24 protein-coding genes are annotated in these 27,000 nt (G+C 67.1%); 13 read left to right on the forward strand and 11 right to left on the reverse strand.

Annotation, left to right across the window (positions count from 1 at the left end; genetic code table 11):
- Positions 1-67: 67 nt before the first annotated feature.
- A complete protein-coding gene (locus CEX88_RS00385; protein WP_238381908.1) occupies positions 68-1,216 on the forward strand; it encodes an acyl-CoA dehydrogenase family protein in 1,149 nt (382 codons plus the stop codon).
- Positions 1,213-2,475: an acyl-CoA dehydrogenase family protein gene (locus CEX88_RS00390; protein ID WP_094292016.1), complete on the forward strand. Its 1,263-nt coding sequence runs from the start codon at positions 1,213-1,215 to the stop codon at positions 2,473-2,475. The genes CEX88_RS00385 and CEX88_RS00390 overlap by 4 nt, the downstream gene beginning before the upstream one ends.
- Positions 2,476-2,482: 7 nt before the next feature.
- Here the strand turns inward: CEX88_RS00390 and CEX88_RS00395 are convergent, their stop codons facing one another.
- A complete protein-coding gene (locus CEX88_RS00395; protein WP_094292017.1) occupies positions 2,483-3,502 on the reverse strand; it encodes an Rv2578c family radical SAM protein in 1,020 nt (339 codons plus the stop codon).
- An 80-nt stretch (positions 3,503-3,582) separates the two neighbouring features.
- Between CEX88_RS00395 and helR the strand changes: the two genes are divergently transcribed.
- Positions 3,583-5,757 (forward strand): RNA polymerase recycling motor ATPase HelR, encoded by a 2,175-nt coding sequence (helR, locus tag CEX88_RS00400; RefSeq protein ID WP_202931338.1) that lies wholly within the window; start codon positions 3,583-3,585, stop codon positions 5,755-5,757.
- A 27-nt stretch (positions 5,758-5,784) separates the two neighbouring features.
- Here helR and CEX88_RS00405 read toward each other — a convergent pair whose 3' ends face one another.
- Positions 5,785-6,204 carry a hypothetical protein gene (locus CEX88_RS00405; protein WP_231987586.1) on the reverse strand — a complete coding sequence of 140 codons (420 nt, stop codon included), beginning with the start codon at positions 6,202-6,204 and terminating at the stop codon, positions 5,785-5,787.
- A gap of 253 nt (positions 6,205-6,457) precedes the next feature.
- Between CEX88_RS00405 and urtA the strand changes: the two genes are divergently transcribed.
- From urtA to CEX88_RS26235, 7 genes are all read left to right on the forward strand, one after another.
- A complete protein-coding gene (gene urtA, locus CEX88_RS00410) occupies positions 6,458-7,723 on the forward strand; it encodes an urea ABC transporter substrate-binding protein (protein ID WP_094292018.1) in 1,266 nt (421 codons plus the stop codon).
- A gap of 36 nt (positions 7,724-7,759) precedes the next feature.
- Positions 7,760-8,644, forward strand: a complete 885-nt coding sequence (gene urtB, locus CEX88_RS00415) for an urea ABC transporter permease subunit UrtB (RefSeq protein WP_094292019.1) — start codon at positions 7,760-7,762, stop codon at positions 8,642-8,644.
- On the forward strand, positions 8,641-9,759 hold the full coding sequence (gene urtC, locus CEX88_RS00420; RefSeq protein ID WP_094292020.1) for an urea ABC transporter permease subunit UrtC: 1,119 nt from the start codon (positions 8,641-8,643) through the stop codon (positions 9,757-9,759). The genes urtB and urtC overlap by 4 nt, the downstream gene beginning before the upstream one ends.
- Positions 9,756-10,574, forward strand: a complete 819-nt coding sequence (urtD, locus tag CEX88_RS00425) for an urea ABC transporter ATP-binding protein UrtD (RefSeq protein ID WP_066841348.1) — start codon at positions 9,756-9,758, stop codon at positions 10,572-10,574. The genes urtC and urtD overlap by 4 nt, the downstream gene beginning before the upstream one ends.
- On the forward strand, positions 10,574-11,266 hold the full coding sequence (gene urtE, locus CEX88_RS00430; RefSeq protein WP_094292021.1) for an urea ABC transporter ATP-binding subunit UrtE: 693 nt from the start codon (positions 10,574-10,576) through the stop codon (positions 11,264-11,266). Before urtD ends, urtE begins: the two co-directional genes overlap by 1 nt.
- Positions 11,267-11,399: 133 nt before the next feature.
- Positions 11,400-11,930, forward strand: a complete 531-nt coding sequence (locus tag CEX88_RS25970) for a hypothetical protein (protein WP_197696700.1) — start codon at positions 11,400-11,402, stop codon at positions 11,928-11,930.
- Entirely contained in the window at positions 11,927-12,469 is a 543-nt protein-coding gene (locus tag CEX88_RS26235) for a hypothetical protein (RefSeq protein ID WP_238381909.1), read from the forward strand. Before CEX88_RS25970 ends, CEX88_RS26235 begins: the two co-directional genes overlap by 4 nt.
- A 96-nt stretch (positions 12,470-12,565) precedes the next feature.
- Here CEX88_RS26235 and hisS read toward each other — a convergent pair whose 3' ends face one another.
- Positions 12,566-13,831 (reverse strand): histidine--tRNA ligase, encoded by a 1,266-nt coding sequence (hisS, locus tag CEX88_RS00445; protein WP_094292022.1) that lies wholly within the window; start codon positions 13,829-13,831, stop codon positions 12,566-12,568.
- A gap of 9 nt (positions 13,832-13,840) precedes the next feature.
- A complete protein-coding gene (locus CEX88_RS00450; RefSeq protein WP_066841523.1) occupies positions 13,841-14,527 on the reverse strand; it encodes an MBL fold metallo-hydrolase in 687 nt (228 codons plus the stop codon).
- Positions 14,528-14,630: 103 nt separating this feature from the next.
- Between CEX88_RS00450 and CEX88_RS00455 the strand changes: the two genes are divergently transcribed.
- Entirely contained in the window at positions 14,631-15,500 is an 870-nt protein-coding gene (locus CEX88_RS00455) for a peptidylprolyl isomerase (RefSeq protein ID WP_094292023.1), read from the forward strand.
- Positions 15,501-15,504: 4 nt separating this feature from the next.
- Complete coding sequence (locus CEX88_RS00460) at positions 15,505-16,503, forward strand: peptidylprolyl isomerase (RefSeq protein ID WP_094292024.1); 999 nt, start codon at positions 15,505-15,507, stop codon at positions 16,501-16,503.
- Between the two features lie 4 nt (positions 16,504-16,507).
- Here the strand turns inward: CEX88_RS00460 and CEX88_RS00465 are convergent, their stop codons facing one another.
- The 7 genes from CEX88_RS00465 to yajC all read right to left on the reverse strand — a co-directional run bounded on the left by CEX88_RS00465 (position 16,508) and on the right by yajC (position 25,125).
- Positions 16,508-16,801 (reverse strand): DUF4333 domain-containing protein, encoded by a 294-nt coding sequence (locus CEX88_RS00465; protein ID WP_066841353.1) that lies wholly within the window; start codon positions 16,799-16,801, stop codon positions 16,508-16,510.
- Between the two features lie 142 nt (positions 16,802-16,943).
- Positions 16,944-19,298, reverse strand: coding sequence for a RelA/SpoT family protein (locus CEX88_RS00470; protein WP_094292271.1), 2,355 nt, complete (start codon positions 19,296-19,298; stop codon positions 16,944-16,946).
- Positions 19,299-19,382: 84 nt separating this feature from the next.
- The gene (locus CEX88_RS00475) at positions 19,383-19,949 is read right to left on the reverse strand and encodes an adenine phosphoribosyltransferase (protein ID WP_094292272.1); all 567 of its coding nucleotides are present in this window, start codon (positions 19,947-19,949) and stop codon (positions 19,383-19,385) included.
- Positions 19,916-21,607 carry an ABC transporter substrate-binding protein gene (locus CEX88_RS00480; RefSeq protein ID WP_094292025.1) on the reverse strand — a complete coding sequence of 564 codons (1,692 nt, stop codon included), beginning with the start codon at positions 21,605-21,607 and terminating at the stop codon, positions 19,916-19,918. The genes CEX88_RS00475 and CEX88_RS00480 overlap by 34 nt, the downstream gene beginning before the upstream one ends.
- Positions 21,608-21,611: 4 nt before the next feature.
- Positions 21,612-22,883: a protein translocase subunit SecF gene (secF, locus tag CEX88_RS00485; RefSeq protein WP_066841354.1), complete on the reverse strand. Its 1,272-nt coding sequence runs from the start codon at positions 22,881-22,883 to the stop codon at positions 21,612-21,614.
- Positions 22,884-22,886: 3 nt separating this feature from the next.
- Positions 22,887-24,710: a protein translocase subunit SecD gene (gene secD, locus CEX88_RS00490; protein WP_066841355.1), complete on the reverse strand. Its 1,824-nt coding sequence runs from the start codon at positions 24,708-24,710 to the stop codon at positions 22,887-22,889.
- Positions 24,711-24,789: 79 nt separating this feature from the next.
- Positions 24,790-25,125, reverse strand: a complete 336-nt coding sequence (yajC, locus tag CEX88_RS00495; protein ID WP_064415788.1) for a preprotein translocase subunit YajC — start codon at positions 25,123-25,125, stop codon at positions 24,790-24,792.
- A 368-nt stretch (positions 25,126-25,493) separates the two neighbouring features.
- Here yajC and CEX88_RS00500 point away from each other — a divergent pair, with 368 nt between their 5' ends.
- The gene (locus tag CEX88_RS00500) at positions 25,494-26,936 is read left to right on the forward strand and encodes a gamma-aminobutyraldehyde dehydrogenase (RefSeq protein WP_094292026.1); all 1,443 of its coding nucleotides are present in this window, start codon (positions 25,494-25,496) and stop codon (positions 26,934-26,936) included.
- Positions 26,937-27,000: the final 64 nt, after the last annotated feature.

Raw genomic sequence — 27,000 nt, forward strand, 5'->3', positions numbered from 1 at the left:
GCACCGTCGCGAAACGTGCGTGTCGATGCGTCGACACGCACGTTCGCACGATTACGAAAGAGAGCCCGTGACCGATAGCTCGAACAACGGCACGAATCCTGAGGTACTGCTCTTCGCCTCGACGACGCAGTCGTTCCTCGAAAAGGAAGTGCCGCTGAGTCGGATACGCGAGATGCACGATGCCGGAACGTCGTTCGACGCCGACTGGTGGCGTCGCGCCGTCGAGCTGGGCTGGACCAGCCTCCTGATTCCCGAGGAACTCGGCGGCGGCAGCGTCTCCGGGGAGGGCGTCAAGGACCTGGCGCTCGTCGCCGAGATCGCCGGCAAGACCGTCGCTCCCGGTCCGCTGCACCCGGTCAGCACCGTGCTCGCCGGACTGGTGGAGGCGCCCGTCGGCCACGAGGACACCATCGAGGCGCTGGTGGCCGGCGACGCGGTGGCCAGCTGGGCGGTCTACGAGCCCGGGCAGCAGTGGTCACCGCTGACGCCGACCGTCACCGCCACCGCCACCGCGACCGGGTTCCGTATCGACGGGGTCAAAGACCGGGTCGAGGCCGGCGCCGACAGCGCATTGTTCTTGGTCACAGCACAATCCGACGACGGTATCCACCAGTTCCTCATACCCGCGGACGCACCGGGTGTGCGCGTGGAGCCGCAGCGCTCGATCGACATGGTGAAGACCTACGCCCGCGTGCACTTCGACGGGGTCGAGGTCGATGCGGGCGCGGCGGTGGGCACCGCCGATCAGACACCGGCCCTGATCGAGCGGCAGACCCAGATCGCCTGCGTACTGCAGTGCGCGGAGGTGGTCGGCATCCTGGATACGGTGCTGGCCTTCACGATTCAGTGGGGCTTCGACCGGCTTTCCTTCGGTCGCCCCCTTGGCTCGTATCAGGCGCTCAAGCACAAATACGCCGACCTGAAGATCTGGTTCGAAGGGTGCCGTGCCACGACCAACGCAGCGGTGGCCGAGGTGGCAGCGCGGACGCCCGGTGCGGCGATGGCCGTCAGCGTCGCGAAATCGTACGTGGGCGAATACTCACCGGGCATGTTGCAGCTGTGCGTGCAGCTGCACGGCGGCATCGGGGTGACGTGGGAACACGACCTGCACCTGTTCCTGCGACGAACCACCTTGAACCGCTCGATGTTCGGCACTCCCGAGGAGCACAACCTGCGCGTCTACTCCCTCACCAAGAACCTGGAGCATGCGTCATGACCGAGACCACATCGGCCCCCGCCGCGACCGCCACCACGGAGTCGGTCGAGGAGTTCGCCGCCCGGGCTCAGGCGTGGCTGGCAGAAAACATGCCCCCGATCGATCCGAACAACCCACCCGAACACGACCGCGGTGAAGAGGAGCCGTGGCTGCGCGCGCGGGAACTCCAGAAGCGGTTGTGGGAGGGGGGATTCGCCGGCATCTGTTTCCCCAAGGAGTACGGCGGGCTCGGTCTGCCGATCGCCTATCAGAAGGCGTTCGACAGGGTCTCGCGTGCATATGAGCTGCCGATCATCCTCAACACTCCGACGTTCACGATCTGCGCGGCCACCATCCTCGACACCGGTAGCGAACAGCAGAAACGACAGCACATCTCGGCGGCGCTGCGCGGCGACGAGGTGCTGGTGCAGCTGCTGTCGGAACCGAGCGGCGGCTCCGACCTCGCCGGTGTGATCACCCGCGCCGACCGCAAAGGCGACAAGTGGGTGATCAACGGGGCAAAGACCTGGAGCACAAGCGCTTTCGCCGCTGACTACGGGTTGATGCTGGCGCGCACCAACTGGGACGTGCCCAAGCACGAGGGTTTGACGATGTTCCTGGTGCCCATCGACAGCCCCGGCATCACACTGCGCCGCATCAAGCAAGTCAACGGTTCCGTCGAGTTCTGCGAGGAGTTCTTCGACAACCTCGAGCTCGACGACGACGCCGTGGTCGGCGAGGTCGACGCGGGCTGGCACGTCGCCTCCCGGCAGCTGTACCACGAGCGGCGCGCGGTCGGCGGCGGATCGGAGTTCGCCAGCGGGATCGGCGCCGAGGGCAAATCCGACGTCCCGACCAATTACGTTGAGCTGCTTGAGAAGGCGGGTCAGGCCGACAACGCGCGGCTTCAGGAGATGGCCGGGCGCGCGCTGGTGCACCGGACCGTTCGCGAGCAGCTGATCGACCACGTCTACCACGGTGTGCTCGACGGCTCGCTACCGCCGGCCGCCGGGTCCATCATCCGCATCGCGCACGCCGACGTCCATCACGTCGAGTTCGACACGGCGCTGGCGATCACCGGCAGCGCGGGTGTGGTCGACGTCGACGGTGTGCTGATCCGTCACGGCGAGCGGTACCTGTCGCGCCAAGCCGCCGCCCTGGGCGGCGGCACGACCGAGATCGCGCGGAACATCATCGGCGAGCGCGTGCTCGGCTTCCCCCGCGAACCCGCCGCCGACCGCGACGTGCCGTTCAAAGAGGTCAAGCGCAACAGGGGCTGACCCTTTCTCAGAACAATGTGGGTTGCAACGCTGGGACGGGTGCAGGCGCCGGCGGTGTGTCCGCGGCGCGGAACGACCGGCGGTCGGGCGCCAGGCCGTGCTTGGCCACAAGCGGCGCCGCCCGGTCGTGCAACCTCTTTCGGTAGTCCTGCGGCAGGTAGGCGCCGCGGCGATACAGCTCGCGGTACTTTCCCACCAGCTCCGGGTGCGAGCCGGCCAACCAGTTCATGAACCAGCCGCGCGTCGAACCACGCAGGTGTAGGCCGAACACCGTGACACCGGTGGCGCCCGCGGCCGCGATCTGGGCGAGCAGCGCGTCGAGCTGCTCGGGCGAGTCCGTCAGATGCGGCAACACCGGGGCTACCATTACGTGGCAGTCCAGCCCGGCGTCCCGGATCGCGGCGATCATCCCGAGCCGTGCCTGCGGCGACGGTGTGCCCGGTTCGACTTCCCTGTGCAGCGCGAGGTCTCCGACGGCGAGCGAAACCGCCACGCTGACATCGACCTGACGGGCGGCCTCGCAGATCAGCGGAAGGTCGCGTCGCAGCAGCGTGCCCTTGGTGAGGATGGAGAACGGGGTACCGGAATCGGTCAGGGCCGAGATGATCCCGGGCATGAGCGCATAGCGGCCCTCGGCCCGCTGGTACGGATCGGTGTTGGTGCCCAACGCCACCGTCTCGCGCTGCCACGACCGCCGCGACAGTTCGCGGCGCAGCACGTCGGCCACGTTGGTCTTGACCACGACCTGACTGTCGAAGTCGCTGCCGCAGTTCAATTCGAGATATTCGTGCGTGGGCCTCGCGAAGCAATAGCGACAGGCGTGCGAGCATCCGCGGTAGCCGTTGACCGTGAACCGGAACGGCAGCATGGCCCCGTTGGGCACCTTGTTGAGCGCCGATTTGCACAGCACTTCGTGGAACGTGATGCCCTCGAACTGCGGCGTCCGCACGCTGCGCACGAAACCGATACGCTGCAGGCCGGGCAGCGCGCCGTCGTCGACGCCGACACCCTGACCATCCCACCGCATACACTCGATTCGAACTCACGTTCGATGGGTTGTCAAGGTCGACGCGCGCGAACGCTTTGCAGAACAGATTTGGGGGCGATGTGGCGAGCGAGAGCCACGAGGACGAACTGCGCTCTGAGCAGCGCTACATCGACGGGTTGTATGCGCGACTCGACGCCGAACGAGCACGCGTGCGGGCGCACTACGACGCGGCGCTGCGCGGTGACGGCGGCTCACTGGTCGACCGTGACGCCGAGGTGCGCGCGGTGGCCAAGCGGGTGAACCGGCTCAACGTGGCCGACCACGGGCTGTGCTTCGGTCGGCTGGACAGCGTCACGGGTGACCGTCTCTACATCGGTCGTATCGGGTTGCTGGACGAGGCCAACGAGTACGAGCCGCTGCTTCTGGACTGGCGGGCTCCCGCGGCGCGCCCGTTCTACGTCGCCACCGCGGCCCACCCCGAGGGCATGCGCCGCCGGCGCCAGTTCCATTCCATCGGGCGTCGCATCACCGATTTCACCGACGAGACTCTGGGCAGGCCCACTGAAGGCGCCCAGGGTGACGCCGCGCTGCTCGCGGCGGTCAACGCGCCCCGCGGCGAGGGCATGCGCGACATCGTGGCGACCATCCAGTCCGAACAGGACGAGATCATTCGGCTCGAGCACCCGGGCGTGTTGGTGATCGAGGGCGGCCCGGGCACGGGCAAGACCGTGGTCGCACTGCACCGGGTGGCCTACCTGCTCTACACGCAGCGGGAGCGGATGGAACGCCACGGCGTGCTGGTGATCGGCCCGAACACCGCGTTCCTACGACACATCGACCGGGTGCTGCCCTCGCTCGGCGAAACAAACGTCGTGTTCATGACGACCGGTGACCTCGTTCCCGGCCTGCGGGTCACCGCCGAGGACTCTCCCGACGCGGCGCGCGCGAAGGGTTCGCTGACGATGCTGGACGTGCTGGCCGCGGCGATCGCCGACCGGCAACGGGCTCCCGCAGAACCGGTGCCGATCAAGCTGGCCGACGTCACCGTGCGGATCGACGCCGAGACGGCCGAGTGGGCGATCCAGGAAGCCCGCGACAGCGGCTTGCCACACAACGACGCGCGCGCGGTGTTCGTCGACGTCATCACCTGGGTCCTCACCGAGCGGGCGATCGCCCGCATCGGCAAGGGCTGGCTGAGCCGCGACGACAAGGCGGCGTGGGAACACCTGCGTGCCGAGCTTCTCGACGAACTCGGTGATCACGAAGCGTTCAACACCGCCTTGGACGATCTGTGGCCGCAGCTGACGCCGGAGGCTCTGCTGGCCGGACTCTACGAGTCTGTCGAACGGCTCAGTGCCGCAGGCGCCGACGAGTGCCTGCTGCGCGCCCAAGGCGATGCCTGGACGGTGCCGGACGTGCCGCTGCTCGACGAGCTGGTCGACATGTTGGGCGGGAGCAAACCGGACGCCGCGGCCGAGACTCAGCGGCAGGAGGAGGCCGCGTACGCCGCCGGTGTGCTGGACCTGATGGTGGCCCGTGAGGACCTGATGGCCGACGAGGATCATCTGCTCGCCACCGACCTCATCGGCGCCGAAGACCTCGCCGAGCGATTCATCGAACGCGACACCCGCGATCTCGCTGAACGTGCTGCCGCAGAACGTGATTGGACGTACGGCCACGTCGTCGTCGACGAGGCGCAGGAGCTCTCGGAGATGGACTGGCGGGTGCTGATGCGTCGGTGTCCCAGCAAGTCTTTCACCGTTGTCGGAGATCTCGCGCAGCGCCGATCGGCCGCGGGCACCACGTCGTGGGGCTCGATGCTCGATCCCTATGTGCCCGGTCGCTGGATCTACCGGCCGCTGTCGGTGAACTACCGCACGCCAGCCGAGATCATGGACGTCGCCGCGGGCCTGCTCGCCGAGTTCGCCCCCGAGGTGCGGCCACCCGAATCCGTTCGCGCATGCGGTGTTCGGCCATGGGCGCGCTTCATCGATACCGACGAACTACCCGGCGCGATCGAGGAGTTCCGTCGCGACGAAGACGGCCGCGATGGGACCAGCGTCGTGATCGGGCCTTCGGGAATGGACGGGGCGGTGTCACCGTCGGAGATCAAGGGTTTGGAGTTCGACGCGGTTCTGGTCGTCGAGCCGGGCCGCATCCTCGCCGACGGTCCGCGCGGGGCGGCCGACCTCTACGTCGCGCTCACCCGCGCGACACAACGGCTCGGTGTGCTGCACACCGAGCCGCTGCCACCCACGCTGAAATTGTCCGAGCTCCAGAACGTGGCCGACTGAGCGGCCGCGATACCTACAGCGGCGCGGTCACCACTGGCTCAGCTGGCACTGCACCGTGTAGGTACCGTCCTGCTGCACCGCCACCTCACCGTCGATCGCGATCTCGCAGTGCGGATTCGGGGAGGCTTGCATGGCGTGGACGCCCGTGCTCGCGGTGAGGATCGCCCATTGCGGGTCGGCCATTGTCGTCTCGAAGACCCACGGCACGCCCGGCTGCAGAACCACTTCTTCCTTCTTCAGGTACGCATACGCGTCGGCGTTGTACGCCTCCTTGCTCGGAGGCTGAGCCGTCAGATAGTTGAGTTGGAAGTCGGCAGGAGCCGTTGACGTCAGCGTGTACCGGACCACGTGGCCTTCCGACTGGGCATTCGCCGTCGCATGGCTGACCGCGACTGACGCCGCAGCCACCATGAGAGCCGCCCCGACCTTGGTTATAGCTGTTCGCATGTTCGTCACATCGCCGGACGGTATCAAACCGTTACAGCCGCAGCGCCGCCGCTGCCGAGCGCCTTCGATGCGCCGCTGAACGGCACACGACCTGCGGAGAAGTCACAGGTTAATTTGTTTGTCACACGCAGACATTTCCCAGAAACACCACCGCTCTAACGTCCCGATTCGACAACCACGCGATGTCGGGACCCGCGCCCGGCTCGACGCTCATCGCCGATGTGCGCTGCGGATATATAGGGAAAGGCTGTTCATGCGACTACCACGACGGTCCTCCGTGAGACGTTCAGCCCTTGTTGCCGGCGGAATCGTCGCTGCGACCAGCCTGGTGCTGGCCGGCTGCGGAAGCAAGGCGACCGAGTCGGATTCGGCGAACGCCCAATCGTGCGTCGACACCTCGGGCCCGACGATCAAAGTGGGTGCGCTGAACTCGTTGTCGGGCACCATGGCCATCTCGGAAGTGACCGTCCGCAACGCCATCGACCTCGCGGTCGAGCAGATCAACGCCTCCGGCGGTGTGATGGGCAAGCAGATCCGGCTCGTCGGCGAGGACGGCGCGTCCGAGCCGACGGTGTTCGCGGAGAAGGCCGAGAAGCTGATCAGCAGCGACTGCGTGGCAGCGGTGTTCGGCGGGTGGACCTCCTCGTCGCGCAAGGCGATGCTGCCGGTCTTCGAGAGCGCGAACTCGCTGCTGTATTACCCCGTGCAGTACGAGGGCCTGGAGTCGTCGAAGAACATCTTCTACACCGGCGCTACCACCAATCAACAGATCGTGCCCGCGCTGGACTACCTCAAAGAGAAGGGCGTCAAGTCGCTTTATCTGGTCGGCAGCGACTACGTATTCCCGCAGACCGCCAACCGGATCATCAAGGCATACGCGGGCGCCAACGGCATCGAGATCAAGGGCGAGGACTACACGCCGCTGGGCTCGACGGACTTCTCGACCATCGTCAACAAGGTCCGCACCGCCGCCGCCGACGCCGTGTTCAACACGCTCAACGGCGATTCGAACGTCGCCTTCTTCCGGGAGTACCGCAACGTCGGCCTGACCCCGGAGGCGATGCCCGTGGTGTCGGTGTCGATCGCCGAGGAGGAGGTCGGCGGAATCGGAATCCAGAACATCACCGGTCAACTCACCGCCTGGAACTATTACGAAACCGTCGACAACCCGGCCAACAAGGCGTTCGTCAAGGCCTACAAGGACAAGTACGGCGCCAACAAGCCGACGTCGGACCCGATGGAGGCCGCCTACGTCTCGGTGTACCTGTGGAAGAACACCGTGGAGAAGGCGAAGTCGTTCGACGTCAAGGCGATTCAGGACAATGCGGGTGGCGTGACGTTCGACGCGCCGGAGGGTCTGGTCACCATCGACGGCGAAAACCACCACATCACCAAGACCGCGCGCATCGGCGAGATCCGGCCCGACGGGCTGATCTACACGATCTGGGAGTCGCCGGGGCCGATCGAACCCGATCCTTATCTCAAGTCGTATCCGTGGGCGGCCGGCCTGTCCAGCTGAGACTTCGGGCCAGCGAAGCGACGGGAGTATTTCGTAGTGGATGTCCTGATCGGGCAGCTGGCAACGGGATTGAGCCTCGGCTCGATCCTGTTGCTGGCGGCGCTGGGGTTGTCGCTGACGTTCGGCCAGATGGGCGTCATCAACATGGCGCACGGCGAGTTCATCATGGCCGGTTGCTACACCGCCTACGTGGTGCAGCAGATCGTGTCGAGCGCCGGTGCGTCGCTGTTGATCTCGCTGGCCGTCGGATTTGTGATCGGTGGCGCGATGGGTGCGCTTCTAGAGACCACGCTGATCCGCCGGATGTATCACCGGCCGCTGGACACACTGCTGGTCACCTTCGGTGTCGGGTTGATTCTTCAGCAGGTCACTCGCGACGTCTTCGGAGCTCCCGCGGTCAACGTGGTGGCGCCGGCGTGGTTGTCGGGCGGGGTGGAGATGTTCGGTGCGGTGGTGCCCAAGACGCGGATCTTCATCCTGGTGCTGGCCGTCGTCTGTGTCGCGGCGCTGGCCACCGCGCTCAAGGTCAGCCCGATGGGACGGCGGATCCGGGCCGTCGTCCAGAACCGCGACCTCGCCGAGACCAGCGGAATCTCGTCCCGGAAGACCGACATCACAACGTTTTTCATCGGTTCGGGGCTGGCCGCGGTGGCCGGTGTCGCGTTGACGCTGATCGGGTCGACCAGCCCGACCATCGGGCAGAGCTATCTGATTGACGCATTCCTGGTGGTCGTGGTCGGTGGACTCGGCCAGATCAAGGGCACGGTGATCGCGGCGTTCGCGTTGGGCTTTTTGAACTCGTTCATCGAATACAACACCACCGCGTCACTGGCGAAGGTGGTCGTGTTCGTGATCATCGTGATCTTCCTGCAGGCTCGGCCGCAGGGCCTGTTCACCGTCCGGACAAGGAGTCTCGCGTGAGGACCTTCGTTGGCCGCTGGCAGACCTGGGCCGGTTTCGCGGTGGCCGCGGTGCTGCTGTTCGCCGTGGCGCCCGCGGTGCTGTCCGATTTCCGGCTCAGCCTGCTGGGCAAGTTTCTGTGCTTCGCGATCGTCGCGGTCGGGATCGGACTGGCCTGGGGCCGCGGCGGAATGCTCGTGTTGGGTCAGGGCGTGTTCTTCGGTCTCGGCGGCTACATGATGGGCATGCATCTGAAGATCTCCGACGCACAGCTGCGGGGTGACGATGTGCCGGACTTCATGCAGATCGCCGGTGTGCGCGAATTACCCGGCTATTGGCAGCCGTTCGCCTCCCCCGTCTTCACCCTGGCGGCGATCGTAATTGTGCCGACGGTGATCGCGGCCGCGCTGGGGCTCGGCGTATTCAAGCGCCGCGTCAAGGGTGCCTATTTCGCCATCCTGTCGCAGGCGCTGGCCGCCGCGCTGGCGATTCTGCTCGTCGGGCAGACCAGCCTGGGTGGCAGCAACGGACTCAACAGGTTTCGCACGTTCTTCGGGTTCACGCTCAACGACCCGGCCAACCGGCGCATGCTGTACTTCATCGCCGCCGGCGTGTTGCTCGCCGTCGTCGCGGTGGTCCGCCAACTGATGCAGAGCCGGTACGGCGAACTGCTGGTCGCGGTTCGCGACGGTGAGGAGCGGGTCCGCTTCCTGGGCTACGACCCGGCGAACATCAAGGTGGTCGCCTACACCGTGGCGGCACTGTTCGCCAGCATCGCGGGCGCGTTGTTCGCCCCGATCGTCGGGTTCATCGCACCCTCGCAGGTGGGCATCCTGCCCTCGATCGCGTTTCTGATCGGCGTGGCGATCGGTGGGCGCACCACGCTGCTTGGGCCGGTGCTCGGCGCGATCGGGGTCGCGTGGGCGCAGACGCTGTTCTCCGAACGCTTCCCCTCGGAATGGACCTACGCACAGGGTCTGCTGTTCATCGTCGTGGTCGGCTTCTTCCCGGCTGGGCTGGCCGGTCTGGGTGTGCTGTTCAAACGGCGCCGGATCCGCAGGCGCACGAAACCCGTCGCCGTCGAGCCCCAACCGCAGGCCGATCCCGACACCGAGAAGGTGGGTGCAGCCACATGACGCTGGAAGCGGAGCCGATCGCGGGCGGCAACGTCGGCATGGGCACCGAGTACCTCGAAGTACGCGGACTCACAGTCGATTTCGATGGCTTCAAAGCGGTCAGCGATGTCGACTTGACGCTGTTTCAGGGCGACCTGCGGTTCCTGATCGGCCCGAACGGTGCGGGCAAGACGACGGTCATCGACGCGATCACCGGCCTGGTCAGCGCCACCGGGTCGGTCAACAAATCCGGCGTCGAACTGCTCGGCAAGAAGGTGCATCAGATCGCCCGGCTCGGCGTGGGTCGCACGTTCCAGACGGCCACCGTCTTCGAGCAGTTGACCGTGCTGCAGAACCTCGACATCGCCGCGGGTGCCGGACGGTCGGCGTGGACGTTGTTGCGCCGCCGCAAGGGTGTGCTTCCCGCGATCGAAGAGGCGCTCGACACCATCGGGCTGAGCGACCTGGCCGACAAGCCGGCCGGTGTGCTGGCCCACGGGCAGAAGCAGTGGCTGGAGATCGGCATGCTGCTCGTGCAGAACGCCGACGTGCTGCTGCTCGACGAACCCGTTGCGGGCATGAGCCACGAGGAACGAGAAGAGACCGGAAAGCTGTTGCGCCGCATCGGCGCCCAGCGCACGGTCGTCGTCGTCGAACACGACATGGACTTCATGCGCGCGTTCGCCACGTCGGTGAGCGTGCTCGCACGCGGACAGGTGATCGCCGAGGGCTCTGTCGCCGAGGTGCAGGCCAACCCCAAGGTGCAAGAGGTCTACCTCGGCACCGCCGCGGCGGGCACCGCCGATGTCCCCGCCGAACTCATCGAGGAGTCCTGATGCTGTCACTGGTCGACGTGCGTTGCGGGTACGGCCGTTCCGAGGTCATCCACAGTGCCAGCGTCGAGGTGCCCTCCGACGGGGTGGCCGCGGTGATGGGCCACAACGGAGCGGGTAAGACCACGCTGCTGCGTGCCGCGGTCGGACTGGTGCGATGCAGTGCGGGCAAGGTGCTCTTCGACGGCGACGACATCAGCAGGCTGCGCCCGAGCGCGCGCGTCGCGCGTGGACTGGCCTACGTGCCGCAGGGCCAGCAGGCGTTCGGCCAGCTCACCACAATGGAGAATTTGCAGGTCGTCGCGGACGGACGCAAGAACGGCAAGCGGCTCATCGACGAACAACTCGACCTGTTCCCCGCTCTGAAGGAGCTGTTGGCTCGCCGCGCCGGTCTGCTGTCGGGGGGTCAGCGCCAGCAGTTGGCGATCGCCCGTGCGCTGATCACCACGCCGAAATGCCTGATCCTCGACGAGCCGACCGAGGGCATCCAGCCGTCGGTGGTCGGCGAGATCGAAGCGGCGATCACGTCGCTGACCCAGCGGGGTGACATGGGCGTGCTGCTGGTCGAACAGCACATCGGTTTCGCGCTGGAGTCCTCACAGCACTACTACGTTCTCGAGTCCGGTCGCGTCACCTCCAGCGGCGCAGGCGGCTCGTCCTCTGAAGCCGACGTCCGCGCCGCCATGGCCATCTAGCCGCTGTGCCCCCTTCCGCTGTGCCCCCTTCCGCTGTGCCCCCTTCCGCGAGTGCGCGCGTCTGCCTACGACACGCCGCGCATTTCCAGCAGTTTGCGCACGCTCGAGGCCGCCGAAGTGGCACAGTGCACCCGTGAACACAGCTTCGGAGCCGCAGGTACTGGCCGACACCGGCGGACTTGTCGTCACCGACGACGGTCGTCGGGTGTTGGTCGTGGACCGTGGCACGGGACCGCTGACGGTGCTGGCGTTCGTGCTTGGCGTCCTGACGATCGTCGTCGGCGGGTTCGGGCTGATTGCTCTGATCGGCGGTTCCCCGTCGCGGGCGCTGGGCGCCGTCTTCCTCGCCGTCGGCGTGGTATTGGCGGTGGCCGCGTTTCTCGTCGTCCGCAGAATCCGCAAGTACCGCAGCCGACCGTTGCACGACTGCCGACCCGCCGCGGTGCTGGACCGCAAGCTCGGGCTGTTCAGCTACCGCGGTGGTGCCCTGGTGCAGCTGGATCAGGTGCGCTTTGCACGTAAGTTCCAAATCGGTTCGAGCTCACCGAAACTCGTTGCGCTCACACCCGGCGGCACGAAGACACTCAAGCGCGGCAACCCGTTCGACGGTGGGGTCGGGCACATCGACGAACTTCTCAACTCGGTCGCCCGCGGCTCTGCGTGAACCCGTCGCTCGAGCCGATCGCGCTGGCGGATCAGGGGCCTGTCGTGGTGGCCGAGCGCGGTTTTGAGGTTCTGCTCATCGACCGCGGACGCGCGCCGACGGAGATGACGGTGCTGCTGTTGACGATGTCGGCGTTGATCTTCGGCGGCTTCGGCGTCGTGTCGATCTTTTACGCGTTCGCGTATTCGATGGTGTGGCCTTCGGCGGCGATCGGGGCGGGGCTGCTCATCATCGGCATCGTGGCGTTCCGGGCGATGATCCGCGGCGGTGCAGCACTTCGGCACATGCGGATGACACCGCTGAGCGCGTACCCCGCGGCGGCCGTCTTTGACCGCCGGAACCAGACTTACCGCGACGGCACCGGTGAGATCGTGGCACCGCTGAGCCAAGTGCAGTTCGAGCGGCGATCGCGGTTGCTGACCTCGACTCTGGTCGCCGTCACCCCGTCATCGACGCGAGTCCTCATGCGCGGCAACGTGTTCAGCGGCGGCGTCGGGATGCTCGACAGGGTGCTCACCGACGCCGTACACCGCGTTTGAGCACGCTCGATAGCCCACGAATGTGCGCAAACTGTCGGAATTTCGCGGCGTGTCGTGTGCAGACACGCACGCTCGCGCCAACAGGGGCAAGGAGTGTCAGGCGCGGTTGAGGCGGGCCAGCACTTCGGCCAGCACGTCGTCCACCGCTACGTCCGTCTGCTGCCCGGTCGCCAAAATCTTCACACCGATCGTGCCCGCCTCGATGTCGCGGTCACCGGCCACCAGCGCAAGCGCCGCACCCGAGCGGTCCGCCGCGCGCATCGCCCCCTTGATCCCGCGGTCGCCGTAGGCAAGGTCGACGCGCACACCCGCGGCGCGCAGTCGCGCGCCCAGCACCGACAGCGTCACCTTGGCCTGTTCGCCCAGCGGCACGCCGAAGACATCGACCCGCGCCGTCCCGCCGACGGTCTTGCCCTCGGCTTTCAACGCCAGCAACGTGCGGTCGACACCCAGGCCGAATCCGATGCCCGACAAGTCTTTTCCGCCGAGCTGTGCCATCAGGCCGTCGTAGCGTCCGCCCCCGCCGATACCCGACTGGGCGCCGAGCCCGTCGTGGATGAACTCGAAGGTGGTCTTGGTGTAGTAATCCAGCCCGCGCACCATGCGCGGGTTGATGACGTACGGCACCCCCAAGGCGTCCAGATGTGCCAGCACGGTGTCGAAGTGCTGTTTGGCGACGTCGGAGAGGTGGTCGAGCATCACCGGCGCATCGGCGGTCATCTCGCGGATCTTCGGGCGCTTGTCGTCGAGCACCCGCAGCGGGTTGATCTCCGCGCGCCGCCGAGTCTCGTCGTCGAGGTCCAGCTTGAACAGGAAGTCCTGCAACAGTTCCCGGTACTGCGGGCGGCAGGTCTCGTCACCCAGCGAGGTGATCTCCAGCCGGAAACCGTCGAGCCCCAACGATCGAAAACCCGCATCGGCGACCGCGATCACCTCGGCGTCCAGGGCCGGGTCGTCGACGCCGATGGCCTCCACCCCGACCTGCTGCAGCTGACGGTAGCGGCCGGCCTGCGGTCGCTCGTACCGGAAGAAGGGCCCCGAGTAGCACAGCTTCACCGGAAGCGGCCCACGGTCCAGGCCGTGCTCGATGACTGCGCGCATCACCCCCGCCGTGCCCTCCGGCCGCAACGTGACCGAGCGGTCACCGCGGTCGGAGAACGTGTACATCTCCTTCGACACCACATCGGTCGACTCCCCGACCCCCCGCGCGAACAACGCGGTGTCCTCGAAGATGGGCAGTTCGACATCGCCGTAGCCCGCCCGCCGGGCGGTGTCGAGCAGACCGTCGCGCACACCGACGAACTGCGCCGAGTCGGGCGGCAGGTAGTCCGGGACGCCCTTGGGCGCCTGAAATTCACTCACTGGAACTCACTAGATCAAGCCTTCGAGAAACGGGTTGGTGCGGCGTTCGAGACCGATCGTGGACTTCGGGCCGTGCCCCGGTAGTACCACGGTGTCGTCGTCGAGCACCAACAGTTTGTTGACGATCGAGCCGAGCAGGTCCCGACCACTGCCGCCCGGCAGGTCCGTCCGGCCCACCGACTGCCGGAACAGGGTATCGCCCGTGAACGCGACCGCACCCGGCCCCGACCCGATGGCCTCGTCGACGCGGAACACCACCGACCCGCGGGTGTGTCCGGGCGTGTGGTCGACGGTGACCGTCACACCGCCCAACTCCACCTTGTCGCCGTCCTTGTCCAGTTCGACGACCTGCTTGGGCTCGCGGAACAACGCGCCGAACGCCGAGCTGGCCAGCCCCCCGAGGAACCCCCGCCCAAAGTCCTTGATCGGGTCGGTCAGCATGAAGCGGTCCTCGGGATGGATGTAGGCCGGGCAGCCGTACATGTCGGCCACCTTCTGGGCCGACCAGATGTGGTCGATGTGGCCGTGGGTGAGCAGCACCGCCGCAGGTGTCAGCCGGTTCTCGTCCAGGATCCGGCGCAACGGCCCCATCGCCCGCTGGCCGGGGTCGACGACGATGGCGTCGCCCCCGGCCCGTGGGGCCAGCACGTAGCAGTTGCACGCCAGCATGCCGGCGGCAAACCCGGTGATGAACACGACGTCCAGTTTCCCACCACCCGATGGCGTGGGTCGCGGCGCCACACTCAGCAATGCCTGGCACACTCGTTGCCGATCGACCGACAACAGGAGGACATCAGCGGTGCCGACCAACGAACAGCGGCGGGCGACGGCCAAGCGCAAGCTCGAGCGGCAATTGGAGCGTCGCGCGGAGAAGGCACGCAGGCGGCGCCAGTACACGATCATCGGCTCGGTCGCAGGCGCGATCGTCGTAGTCGCCGCGGTGGTCGCGCTCGTCGTCACCAACCGCGACTCCGACAGCCAGACCGCGGCCGCCACCGAGACCTCCCCCACGTCGGCGGCCCCGTCGGCGGCAGGATCGCTTCCGGCGTTCGTAGCACCGGCCGGACTCGGCGAGAACTGCCAGTACCCGGTGTCCGCCGAGCAGGCCAGCAAGCCCGTTGATCCGCCCCGCGCAGGCAAGGTGCCCACCGAACCCGCCGAGATCAGCGCCAGCATGTCCACCGACCAGGGCAACCTCGGCCTGCTGCTCGACAACGGCAAGGCGCCGTGCACGGTGAACAGCTTCGCGAGCCTCGCCCAGCAGGGCTACTTCGACAACACCCCGTGCCACCGGTTGACCACCGCCGAACAGCTCAAGGTGCTGCAGTGCGGCGACCCGACCGGCAAGGGCTCCGGCGGGCCGGGTTACTCGTTCGCCAACGAGTACCCGACCAATCAGTTCCAGCCCGACGACCCCAAGCTGCAAGAGCCCGTCACCTATCCCCGCGGCACCCTGGCCATGGCCAACGCCGGCCCGAACACCAACGGCAGCCAGTTCTTCCTCGTCTACCAGGACTCCAAGCTCCCGCCGAACTACACGGTGTTCGGCAGGGTCGACGACACCGGCCTGGCCACGTTGGACAAGATCGCGCAGGGAGGCGTTGCCGGCGGTGGCCAGGACGGTGCGCCGGCCACCCCGGTCACCGTGAAGTCGATCCTGTTGGACTAATGCCGTGGGCGCGCCCCCGCCCTACGGCGGTCCTCCACCGCCTTACGGCTATCCCGCGCAGCAGTCCTCGTTCGGATATCCGCCACCCAGGCAGACCAACACGCTGGCCGTCGCGGCGCTGGTGTGCGCGTTCGTCTTCGCGCCGCTGGGCATCGTGTTCGGCCACGTGTCGCTGTCGCAGATCAAGAAGTCCGGCGAGGAGGGTCGCGGGCTGGCCATCGCGGGTCTGGTCATCGGATACCTGGTGTCGGTGTTGACGGTGCTGGTGGTCGTCATCAGCGTCGTCTTCCTGGCGGCGTTGGGCCGTGAACTCGAGAGGTTTGACGGCGCGGTTCCCGACGACACCGCGACCGGCGGTCTGGCGGTCGACGAACTGCCGAAGTTCGATCGGCCCGCGACGCTCGGCTCGAACTGCCAGTACCCCCGCACCGCAGAGCCGTCGAGCAAGCCGGCCAAGCCGCCGCGCACCGGACGCGTACCCACGGACCCCGCCGAGGTCAGCGCCAGCATGACCACCAGCAAGGGCGACATCGGCCTGCAGTTGGACAACGCCAAGGCCCCCTGCACGGTCAACAACTTCGCCAACCTGGCCCAGCAGGGCTTCTTCGACGACACCCCCTGCCACCGGCTGACGACGGCAGTGCATCTCGGGGTGTTGCAGTGCGGCGACCCCAGCGGAACCGGCATCGGCGGCCCCGGGTATCAGTTCCCGAACGAATACCCGACCAACCAGTACCGGTTGAGCGATCCGGCGCTGCGATCGCCGGTGCGCTATCCGCGCGGGACGCTGGCGATGGCCAACGCCGGCGTCGGCACCAACGGCAGCCAGTTCTTCCTCGTTTACGAGGACTCGCAGCTGCCGCCGACGTACACGGTGTTCGGCACGATCGACCAGACCGGTCTGACGACACTGGGCAAGATCGCGGCCGAGGGTGTGGCCGACGGCAGCGAGGACGGCAAGCCCGTCGCCGACGTCGTCGTCGAGTCGATCCGACTGGATTGAGCGACTACTCGGCCGGGGCGGTCTCGATGTAGAACTCGACGTCCTCGCCCTCGACCTTGGTCACCCGCATGTTCGCGGTGTACGCCACACCTTCGGGTCCAGTGAACGTGCACTCGAACTTCGCGCCCTCTTCTGCCTCGACGTCCTCGGGGCACTTCACGTCGGTCGGTGTGAACCCCGTCTGCTCGGAGACCAGGTCGACGACGGACTGCGCAGCTGCTTCGGGCTTGATCGTCGACCCGCAACCGACGACGGCGACTCCGAGGGAGACGAGAAGGACGACGACGGCGGGCCGCATCGTCGCAGTATCCCAGAACGAGCAAAAATTGACGCGCTTCAGCGAAATTTGCCACTGCGCCGGCTCACGCCGCTTCTGCCCAATTGCGGCTCACGCCGCTTCTGCCCAATTGCGGCTCACGCCGCTTCTGCCCAATTGCGGCTCACGCCGCGGAAGTGACCCGGTAGACGTCGTAGACACCCTCCACATTGCGCACCACGTTGAGCACGTGGCCCAGATGCTTGGGGTCGCCCATCTCGAAGGTGAACCGACTGACGGCCACCCGGTCGTTGGACGTCGTCACCGACGCGCTCAGGATGTTCACCTTCTCGTCGGCCAACACCCGCGTGACGTCCGACAGCAACCGGTGCCGGTCGAGCGCCTCGACCTGGATGGCGACCAGGAACACCGACGACGGCGACGGCGCCCACTTCACGTCGATGATCCGCTCCGACTGCTGCTGCAGCGACCCGGCGTTCGTGCAGTCGGTGCGGTGCACGCTGACCCCGCCGCCGCGGGTGACGAAACCCATGATGTTGTCGCCGGGCACCGGCGTGCAGCACTTGGCGAGCTTGGTCAGCACACCGGGAGCACCCGGCACGGCCACCCCGACGTCGTCGCTGGTGCGTTGGCGCACCGGCATCGTCGCAGGCGTCGACCGCTCGGCGAGTTCGTCGGAGGCCTCCTCGTCGCCACCGACCTGAGCGACCAGCCGCTGCACCACATGCCGCGCCGAGACGTGGCCCTCACCGACCGCGGTGTAGAGCGCCGAGACGTCGACGTACCGCAGTTCGCGGGCCAGCGCGCCCATCGACTCGGCGTTCATCAAGCGCTGCAACGGAAGTCCGCCCCGCCGAACCTCGCGGGCGATGGCGTCCTTACCGGCTTCCAGCGCCTCCTCGCGGCGCTCCTTGGCGAACCACTGCCGGATCTTCGCCTTCGCGCGCGGTGAGACCACGAAGGTCTGCCAGTCGCGCGACGGCCCGGCGTTGAGTGCCTTGGACGTGAAAACCTCGACCACTTCGCCGTTTTCGAGCTTGCGTTCCAATGCGACGAGGCGGCCGTTCACCCGTGCACCGATACAGCGGTGACCGACCTCGGTGTGCACCGCGTAGGCGAAGTCGACCGGCGTCGACCCGGTGGGCAGCGTGATGACATCACCCTTGGGGGTGAACACGAAGATCTCCTGCACCGCAAGGTCGTAACGCAGCGACTCGAGGAACTCGCCGGGGTCGGCGGCCTCCCGCTGCCAGTCCAGAAGCTGTCGCATCCATGCCATGTCGTCGATCTCGGCCGACGAGTGTTGGTTGGGAACGGCGTTGCGGCCCTTGGTTTCCTTGTAACGCCAGTGCGCGGCGATCCCCAGCTCGGCCGTCTTATGCATGTCGTGGGTGCGGATCTGCACTTCCAGGGGCTTGCCCTCGGGCCCGACGACGGTGGTGTGCAACGACTGGTACACGCCGTAGCGCGGCTGGGCGATGTAGTCCTTGAAGCGCCCGGCCATCGGCTGCCACAGCGAGTGGACCACACCCAAAGCCGCGTAGCAGTCCCGGATCTCGTCGCAGAGGATGCGCACCCCGACGAGGTCGTGGATGTCGTCGAAGTCGCGGCCCTTGACGATCATCTTCTGGTAGATCGACCAGTAGTGCTTGGGCCGGCCCTCCACGATCGCGGTGATCTTCGACGCGTTCAGCGTCGCGGTGATCTCGGCGCGCACCTTGGCCAGGTAGGTGTCGCGTGACGGCGCACGGTCGGCGACCAGTCGCACGATCTCCTCGTACTTCTTGGGGTGCAGGATCGCGAAGGCGAGATCCTCCAGTTCCCACTTGACCGTCGCCATGCCCAGCCGATGCGCAAGCGGCGCAATGACTTCCAGTGTCTCGCGCGCCTTGCGTTGCTGCTTCTCGGGTGGCAGGAACCGCATCGTGCGCATGTTGTGCAGCCGGTCGGCGACCTTGATCACCAGCACGCGAGCATCGCGTGCCATCGCGATGATCATTTTGCGGATGGTCTCGCCCTCCGCGGCAGTGCCCAGCGCGACCTTGTCCAGCTTGGTGACGCCGTCGACCAGATGGCCGACCTCGGTGCCGAACTCCTCGGTCAGCGCTTCCAGGGTGTATCCCGTGTCCTCGACCGTGTCGTGAAGCAGCGCCGCGATCAGCGTGGTGGTGTCCATGCCGAGCTCGGCCAAGATGTTGGCCACCGCCAACGGATGCGTGATGTAGGGATCACCCGAGCGGCGAAGCTGATCGGCGTGCCGCCGCTCGGCCACCTCGTAGGCCCGCTGCAGCAATTGCAGATTGGCCTTCGGGTAGATCTCCTTGTGGACGGCCACCAGCGGCTCGAGCACCGGGTTGATCGCACTGCGCTGCGACGTCATCCGGCGCGCCAACCGGGCTCGCACGCGGCGCGACGCGCTCGCGGAGGGCTTCGGCATCTCCAGCGGCTGCGTCTCGGGGATCTGGGCGCCGGGCGGCGCTGACTGCACGGCCTGGCCCGTGCCGGGTTCTTCAGCCATGGTCACCTCCCGGTCTGGTCCTCACGCAAAGCGCGCATCGGTCTGGTACGGCTGCGTCACAACACGCGCTTTCGAGGATATCCCTCAGACGGTGTACAGCGAGGTGACCGGCAGCGGTTCGAGCGCTCCGCGGCCACCCAGCGCGGTCAACTCGAGCAGCACCGCGGCGCCCGGCACGGAGGCACCCGCGTTCTGCAGCAGTTTGACCGCCGCGGCCGCGGTGCCGCCGGTGGCCAGCACATCGTCGATGATGAGCACACTGCGGCCGCCGAGGTCGATCCCGTCGGCCGGAATTTCCAGCGTGGCCGTGCCGTATTCGAGCGCATAGGTCTCACTGAACACCGGCGGCGGCAGCTTGCCGCCCTTGCGGATCGCCAACACGCCCGTGCCCAGCCGCAATGCGACCGCCGCACCGAGCAGGAAGCCGCGCGCGTCGATCCCCGCGACCAGGTCCGCGCCGCGGGCGACCTCGGCGAACGCGTCGGTCACCGCGGCCAATCCGTGCGCGTCGGCCAACAATGGGGTGAGGTCTTTGAACGCGACGCCAGGCTCTGGAAAGTCGGGCACCTCGCGCATCATCCTCGCGATCAGCGACGAGATGTCTTCGCCACCGCCACTCACCGGTCCAACACCCAACGGTCCATGTTCCATCCCGCGCCCCACCGCGTCGGGTTGGTGCTCACGGCGAACATCTTCTTCGATGTCAGCACCGTCCGCTGCTGCCGGTACAGCGGCAGCGTCGGCATGTCGGCCCACAGCACCGGGCTGCCCTCGCTGAGCAGCCGGGCCATTTCCTTGGGGTCGTTGGTGATCGCGATCGCCGAGATGACCCGGTCCACCTGCGGGTTGGAGTAGCGCGGCAGGTTGTTGCCGTTTCCGGTGTGGAACTGGTAGGCGTCCATCGCCGACGAGCCGGACGACCCGCTGCCGGCGGCACCACCCGTGCTGGCGATCAGCACGTCGATCTCGTTGTTGCGCAACGACAGTGGGCCCACCGCGTCGCCTGCGGCCTCTTCGATGGTGATGCCGGCGGGCGCACACGACTTGGCGATGGCGCCGACGGTGGCCGCCAGCCGCGCGTTGGGGGTCTGATACCCCATGCGGACGGTCAGGGGGCGCGCGTTGAGCGCGGCGCGGGCGGCGTCGGGGTTGGCGGCGACGAACTGTCCCGGCTCCGGACCGGCCTCGGCCCCGCTGTAGGCATCCTCGGTGGCGGGATTGAGCCGCGAGTTGGCGATGGGCTGCTCGGCGTTGCGGGCGATCACGTCGCGCGGTGTGCAGAGGGCCAGCGCGCGGCGGGCCGGCGGGGCAGCCAAGGGCCCCTCCGGCGCGAAGATCAGCTGTTGGATGCCGGCCGACGGGGCATCGGTTCGCACGTAGTCGTCGGGCATGTTCAGCGTGCCCGACGATCCGGTGGCGATGTCGACGACGTCGTAGGCGCCCTGATTGACGCGCTCCTGGATGTCGGCGCCGCGCGGCCACACGGTGACCTTCTTGGTGACCGGCTCGGCGCCCCACCATTTGTCGTTGGCGACCAGCACGACGGCCCCGTCCTCGGTCACCGATTCCAGCTTGTAGGGCCCCGACGAAGGGAACCGCTTCAGGTCGAGATCGGGTTTGAGTTCCCAACCGGTGTTCCAGACCGCGGCGATGCGCTCCACCGCGGCGCCGTCGTTCTCGAGGATGGCCCGCGTGACTCCGCCGTCGCCGAGACCCAACTGGTCGGCGATGACGTGCGACGGCATCATCGACGTCGCGGAGAACAGCTGTCCGAAGTCGACGAACCCACGATCGGGCGCGAACGACACCCGCGCCTTCTTCTGCCCCGGCGTGCAGTCCACCGTGGCGATATCGCTGTAACCCGCGCGGCTGACGGCGTCGAAGTTCGGGAACCGCCCGGACTGTGACGCCCACGCCAACACGACGTCGTCGCAGGTGATCGGTTTACCGTCGGAGTACACCGCGTTCGCGTTGACCTCGTAGTCGAGGACCAGCGGTTGCCTGCCGACGACCGAGATGGTTCCGAAGTCGTGATCGCCGACGATCTGGCCGTCGGGTCCGTGGTAGTTGAAGCCCGTCAGCACCCGCGCGAACGCCTGCGGACCGGCCGAGGCGGCGCCCGCAACGGTGTTGGTGTTGTAGGTGATCAGCGTGCCGTCGACGGCGTAGTCGATGCTGTCGGCGGGGCTGCGCGTGCACGCCGACGCCAACGACGCGGCGAGCACGAGTACGCCCGCCAGGACCCCGCAACGCCGGATCGGGTTCACTGCCCTCGCGGGCTGTGTGCCCGCCCGCTTACCGGCGCTCATCCCCTTACCGCCGCCGCGTGTCGCGCTTACCCGACGGGCGTCCGGTCCGGCTGCTGGTCGGGCGCACCGGACGTGCCCCCGGTGCGGGCTTGTCCGGCGGCGGAGTGGTTCGCGTCGCAGCGTCGGCGCGCGGCGTCGCGGCCGCGCCGACCGTTTCGGGTTCGTCGGAATCCTCGTCGGCTTGGGAAGCGCGTGCGGTCGCGTTCTTGCGGCGGTTCATCACCCGGCGGGTGTGGTTGCGCACGAGGTCGGTGCGCTCGCGCAGCGTGACCAGCAGAGGGGTCGCGAAGAAGATCGACGAGTAGGTGCCGACGATGACGCCGACCAACTGCACCAGCGCCAAGTCCATCAGCGTGCCCACACCCAGCAGCCACACCGCCACGACCATCAGCGCCACGATCGGCAACACGGAAATGAGGCTGGTGTTGATGGACCGCATGAAGGTCTGGTTGACCGCGAGGTTGGCGTGTTCGGCGAAGGTGCGTCTCGTGGTGTGCTCGAAGCCGTGGGTGTTCTCCTCGACCTTGTCGAACACGATGACGGTGTCATAGAGCGAGAAGCCGAGAATCGTGAGCAGGCCGATCACCGTGGCCGGGGTGACCTCGAAGCCGACGAGCGAGTACACACCGGCGGTCACCACAAGGTCGAACACCAGCGTCGCCATCGCGGCGATCGACATGTAGCGCTCATAGCGCAGCATGATGTAGACCGTCGCCAGCACGATGAACACCACCAGCGCGATCAGCGCCTTCTGGGTGATCTGGCCGCCCCACGTCTCCGACACCGCGGAATCGCTGATGGCCTGCTTGCTGGGCGCTCCGTTCGCCCCCCTCGGCTTGAACGCGTCGAACAGCGCGGTGCGCAGCTCCTCGGTCTCCTCGTTGGTCAGCGTCTCGGACCGGATCTGCACGGTGGCCGATCCGCCGCTGCCGACCACGACCACCGACTCGGGGCTCTTACCGAGCGTCTTGCTGAACACGTCCTCGACCTGCTGGACGGTCACGGTGCCCGATTCGGTCGCGGTCGGCATCGACACCTTGGTGCCGCCCTCGAAGTCGATGCCGAAGGTGAAGCCGCGCAGCAGCATGCTGAGCAGGCACACCAGCACGATCGCACCGCTGACCGCGTACCACAGCTTGCGCTTGCCGATGACCTCGAAGGCGCCGGTGCCGGTGTAGAGGCGGACGAAGAAGCCGTGCTGAGGCGCGGTCGACTCGAGGTTCGGCGCCTCCACGGCGCTGCTCTGCTGTTCTTCCGATGACTGTTTGGGCGCCATATGTCAGTCCCGTCCCGTCGCGTGCGCGGCCGCTCGTCGCTCCCTGGCGATCTGTTGCACCGCACCGAGTCCGTTCAACGAAGGCTTGGCCAGTGTCGGCGACTTCGACGCCAGGTACACCAGCGGCCACGTCACCAGGAAGACCACGACCACGTCGAGGATCGTGGTCAGGCCCAGGGTGAACGCGAAGCCCTTTACCTGTCCGACGGCGAGGACGTAGAGCACCGCCGCGGCGAGCAGCGTCACCGCGTTGCCGGACACGATCGTCTTGCGGGCCCTCGCCCAACCGCGCGGCACCGCCGACCGGAATGAACGCCCTTCGCGTATCTCGTCTTTGATGCGTTCGAAGAACACCACGAACGAGTCGGCCGTCATACCGATACCGATTATCAGACCGGCGATACCGGCCAGGTCCAGCGTGTAACCGATCCATCTGCCCAGAAGCACCAGGATCGCGTAAACCATTGCGCCGGAAGCGACCAGCGACAGGGCGGTCAACACGCCCAGCATCCGGTAATAGAGCAGCGAATAGGCCAGCACCAGCGCCAGGCCGACCGCCCCGGCGATCAAACCCGCGCGCAGCGACGACAGACCCAGTGTGGCCGAGACGGTTTCAGCCTCCGACGACTCGAAGGACAACGGCAGCGATCCGTACTTCAGCACGTTGGCCAACTCGCGGGCCGTCTGCTGGGTGAACTGGCCGCTGATCTGCGTGCGCCCGCCCGGGATCGGCTCGCGGATCTCGGGTGCGCTCATCACCTTCGTGTCGAGCACGAACGCGGTCTGCGTTCCGACGTTGGCGGCGGTGAAATCCGCCCAGGTCTTCGCGCCATCGCTTTTGAACTGGACGTCGACGACGTACTCACCGCGCTGCTGGTCGAGACCGGAGGTGGCGTCCTGGATCTGCTCGCCGTTGATGATCGCCTTATCCAGCAGGTACACCTCGTTGCCGTCCGCCGAGCAGGTGATGAGCGGAAGATTCGGGTCGTCGTTGCCCGCGAGGACGTCCTCCTCGCCGCAGCGCGTGGCCTGGAACTGCAACGCCAGGATCTGGATCTGCTGATCGGTGCTCTGCCGCAACTGCTTCTCGTCGGCGATGCGCTGCGCCAGCGGAACGTTTTCCGGTGACGCGGGTGTAGTCGGCGTCGGCTCGGGAGCGTCCGGTGACGGTGCGGGGCTACCCGGTGCCGGCGTCGGAGGCGGCTCCGGTGCGGGTTGGGCAGGCGGTTCCTGGGGATAGGGACGCGGCTGCGGGGCCGGAGGGGCGGCGGGCTCGGCAGGCGGCTGCTGACCGGCGGGAGGCTGCTGGCCGGCGGGAGGCTGCTGGCCGGCGGGCGCCTCGGTTCCCGGCATCCCCGGCATCATCCCGCCCGGCATCCCCGGAATCGGACCACCAGGAGGCATACCGGCCGGTCCCTCCGTCGGCGGCTGCTGGCCGGGCACCTCGGCGGGCATCACATGCACGACGGGGCGGATGTAAAGGCGTGCCGTCTGGCCGAGGTTGCGGGCGTCGCTGCTCTCGCTGCCCGGCACCGTGATGACGAGGTTGTTGCCGTCGATGATCACCTCGGAGCCGGACACGCCGAGACCGTTGACCCGGTCGTTGATGATCTGCTGCGCCTGGCTCAACGCGTCGCGGGTGGGCGGCGACCCGTCGGGCGTGCGGGCGGTGAGGGTGACGCGGGTACCGCCCTGCAGATCAATGCCGAGTTTGGGTTCGGGCTTCTTGTCTCCGGTCAGGAAGACCAGGCAGTAGGCGCCGACCAGCAACACCAGAAACAGCGAGAGGTAGCGGGCAGGGTGCACCGGCGTCGAAGACGATGCCACGTTTTGTCAGGTCTCCTCGGGATCGGTTCGTCAGCACCGCAGAGACTACGGGCTTCAGCTGTGAAGATCGCCCGCGGACTCAGCCGTCGGTCTTGGTGTTCGGGCTTTCAGTGAGTTCGGTCGCGGTCGACTCGGGCTCGTCGTCTTCGAACTCGTCATCGTCGGTGATGCGGTCACGCACCGCGAGCTTCATCCAGGTGGTGACGACGCCCGGGGCGATCTCGAGCTCCACCTCATCGTCGGTGATGCCCTTGATGGTCCCGACCAGACCGGACGTGGTGTGCACACGGTCGTCGATCTGAAGAGATTCATGCAGGTCGATGGTGGCCTGCATGGCTTTCTTCTGTCGGCGGGACGCGAAGAACATGAATGCGCCCAGCACGATGAGCAGGGGAAGGAAGACAACCAAGTCCATGGCGACAAAGTCTTTCGTTAGGTCATGTGGTCACGGCGCAGCGCGGTTGGGGCGCGCACCCATAAGTGACCAGTGTGCCATTGCGGGCTTCGGCAGCGACCAGCCCACCGCAATGAGATCGCGAAATCGTTGGGTCGCGAGCACGCCGGGACACGCCCGAGCTGCGGTGGTCAACGGATTTCGTCGTCGTTGCATCGGATGACCGCGGATCACAACCCACTCCCCCGTAGTTATCGACCGGATCGGTGCTGTCTTGGTTAGGCTCTTGCTCGATGATCACCGTCGAGCAGACCCGGCGTATCGCGGAGTTCGGCGGATAGTCGGCGACGCGCTGCGCTGCCTCCCATTCCTGACGAAGAGAGGATCGAATGGCCAGCGACTTCAAGGTCCAGAACTTCATCGGCGGTGAAAGCGTCGACTCGGTCAGCGGCGCCACCATGGCGCTCGTCGATCCATCGACCGGTGAGCGGTACGGCACCGCGCCGATCTCCACCGAGGCCGACATCGACAACGCGTACACGGCCGCGTCGAAAGCGTTCGCTGACTGGAAGCGCACCACGCCGTCGGTGCGGCAGAAGGCACTGCTCTACTTCGCTGACGACGTCGAGCGAAGCGCCCAGGCGCTCGTCGCGGCAGAGGGACGCAATACGGGTAAGGCCAACCACGTCACGATGGCCGAAGAAATTCCCCCGATGGTGGACCAGATCCGCTTCTTCGCGGGTGCCGCGCGGATGCTGGAGGGCAAGTCGGCCGGCGAATACATGGAGAACCACACCTCGTGGATCCGTCGCGAACCGGTCGGCGTCATCGGGCAGGTGGCGCCGTGGAACTACCCGATGATGATGGCGATCTGGAAGTTCGTGCCCGCGGTCGCGGCGGGAAACACCGTCGTCATCAAGCCCAGCGACACCACGCCGGTGACGACAGTGATGCTGGCCGAGATCGCGGCCAGGCATTTTCCGCCCGGAGTGCTGAATGTCGTTTGCGGAGACCGGGAAACGGGCGCAGCGGTCGTGGCACATCCGACTCCGCAGATGGTGTCGATCACCGGTTCCGTCGCGGCGGGCCGTGCGGTGGCGGTCAGCGCGGGCGGACATCTCAAGCGCACGCACCTCGAGTTGGGCGGCAAGGCGCCGGTGATCGTGTTCGACGACAGCGACATCGCGTCGGCGGCCGAAGGCATCGCCACGGCGGGCTATTTCAACGCCGGACAGGACTGCACGGCGGCAACGCGCGTGCTCGCGACGGCCCGGGTGGCCTCGGACCTGACCGAGGCGCTGGCCGAGCAGGCGCGCGCTGCCACCACGACGTACGGCAAGCCGGTCGATGACGAGGACGCGTGGGTGCCGCCTGTGAACAACTCCACTCAGATGGAGCGGGTGCTGGGGTTCCTGGGAGACGTCCCGGCACATGCCTCCGTCGCGGTCGGTGGAGGACGGCAGGGCGACCAGGGCTTCTACGTCGAACCGACGGTGATCGGCGGGCTTCGGCAGGACGACAGGCTGGTTCAGCAGGAGATCTTCGGGCCGGTCATCACCGTCCAGGCGTTCACCGACGAGGACGAGGCGATCGCGTGGGCCAACGGCACCGAATACGGGTTGGCGTCGTCAGTGTGGACCCGCGATGTGTCACGAGCACTACGGGTTTCGGCTGCCCTTGATTTCGGCTGTGTCTGGATCAACACCCACATTCCGCTGGTGGCCGAGATGCCGCATGGCGGGTTCAAGTCGTCGGGCCACGGGAAAGACCTGTCGATGTACGGGTTCGACGAGTACACCCGCATCAAGCACGTCATGGCCTACACGGGCTGACAGTCCGTGCGATTTGTGGAGCAGCCGCGCGCTGACCGCCGGTGCGGCTCCACAAATCGCGGAG

The organism is Mycobacterium neumannii, assembly GCF_002245615.1.
Lineage (GTDB): Bacteria > Actinomycetota > Actinomycetes > Mycobacteriales > Mycobacteriaceae > Mycobacterium > Mycobacterium neumannii_A.

Bases quoted from the DNA above. Each gene is read 5' to 3' on its own strand.
- CEX88_RS00390 (WP_094292016.1), top strand. From the start codon at position 1,213: ATGACCGAGACCACATCGGCCCCCGCCGCGACCGCCACCACGGAGTCG.
- CEX88_RS00395 (WP_094292017.1), bottom strand. From the start codon at position 3,502: ATGCGGTGGGATGGTCAGGGTGTCGGCGTCGACGACGGCGCGCTGCCC.
- CEX88_RS00405 (WP_231987586.1), bottom strand. From the start codon at position 6,204: ATGCGAACAGCTATAACCAAGGTCGGGGCGGCTCTCATGGTGGCTGCG.
- urtA (WP_094292018.1), top strand. From the start codon at position 6,458: ATGCGACTACCACGACGGTCCTCCGTGAGACGTTCAGCCCTTGTTGCC.
- urtD (WP_066841348.1), top strand. From the start codon at position 9,756: ATGACGCTGGAAGCGGAGCCGATCGCGGGCGGCAACGTCGGCATGGGC.
- urtE (WP_094292021.1), top strand. From the start codon at position 10,574: ATGCTGTCACTGGTCGACGTGCGTTGCGGGTACGGCCGTTCCGAGGTC.
- CEX88_RS00465 (WP_066841353.1), bottom strand. From the start codon at position 16,801: ATGCGGCCCGCCGTCGTCGTCCTTCTCGTCTCCCTCGGAGTCGCCGTC.
- CEX88_RS00470 (WP_094292271.1), bottom strand. From the start codon at position 19,298: ATGGCTGAAGAACCCGGCACGGGCCAGGCCGTGCAGTCAGCGCCGCCC.
- CEX88_RS00475 (WP_094292272.1), bottom strand. From the start codon at position 19,949: ATGGAACATGGACCGTTGGGTGTTGGACCGGTGAGTGGCGGTGGCGAA.
- CEX88_RS00480 (WP_094292025.1), bottom strand. From the start codon at position 21,607: ATGAGCGCCGGTAAGCGGGCGGGCACACAGCCCGCGAGGGCAGTGAAC.
- secF (WP_066841354.1), bottom strand. From the start codon at position 22,883: ATGGCGCCCAAACAGTCATCGGAAGAACAGCAGAGCAGCGCCGTGGAG.
- yajC (WP_064415788.1), bottom strand. From the start codon at position 25,125: ATGGACTTGGTTGTCTTCCTTCCCCTGCTCATCGTGCTGGGCGCATTC.
- CEX88_RS00500 (WP_094292026.1), top strand. From the start codon at position 25,494: ATGGCCAGCGACTTCAAGGTCCAGAACTTCATCGGCGGTGAAAGCGTC.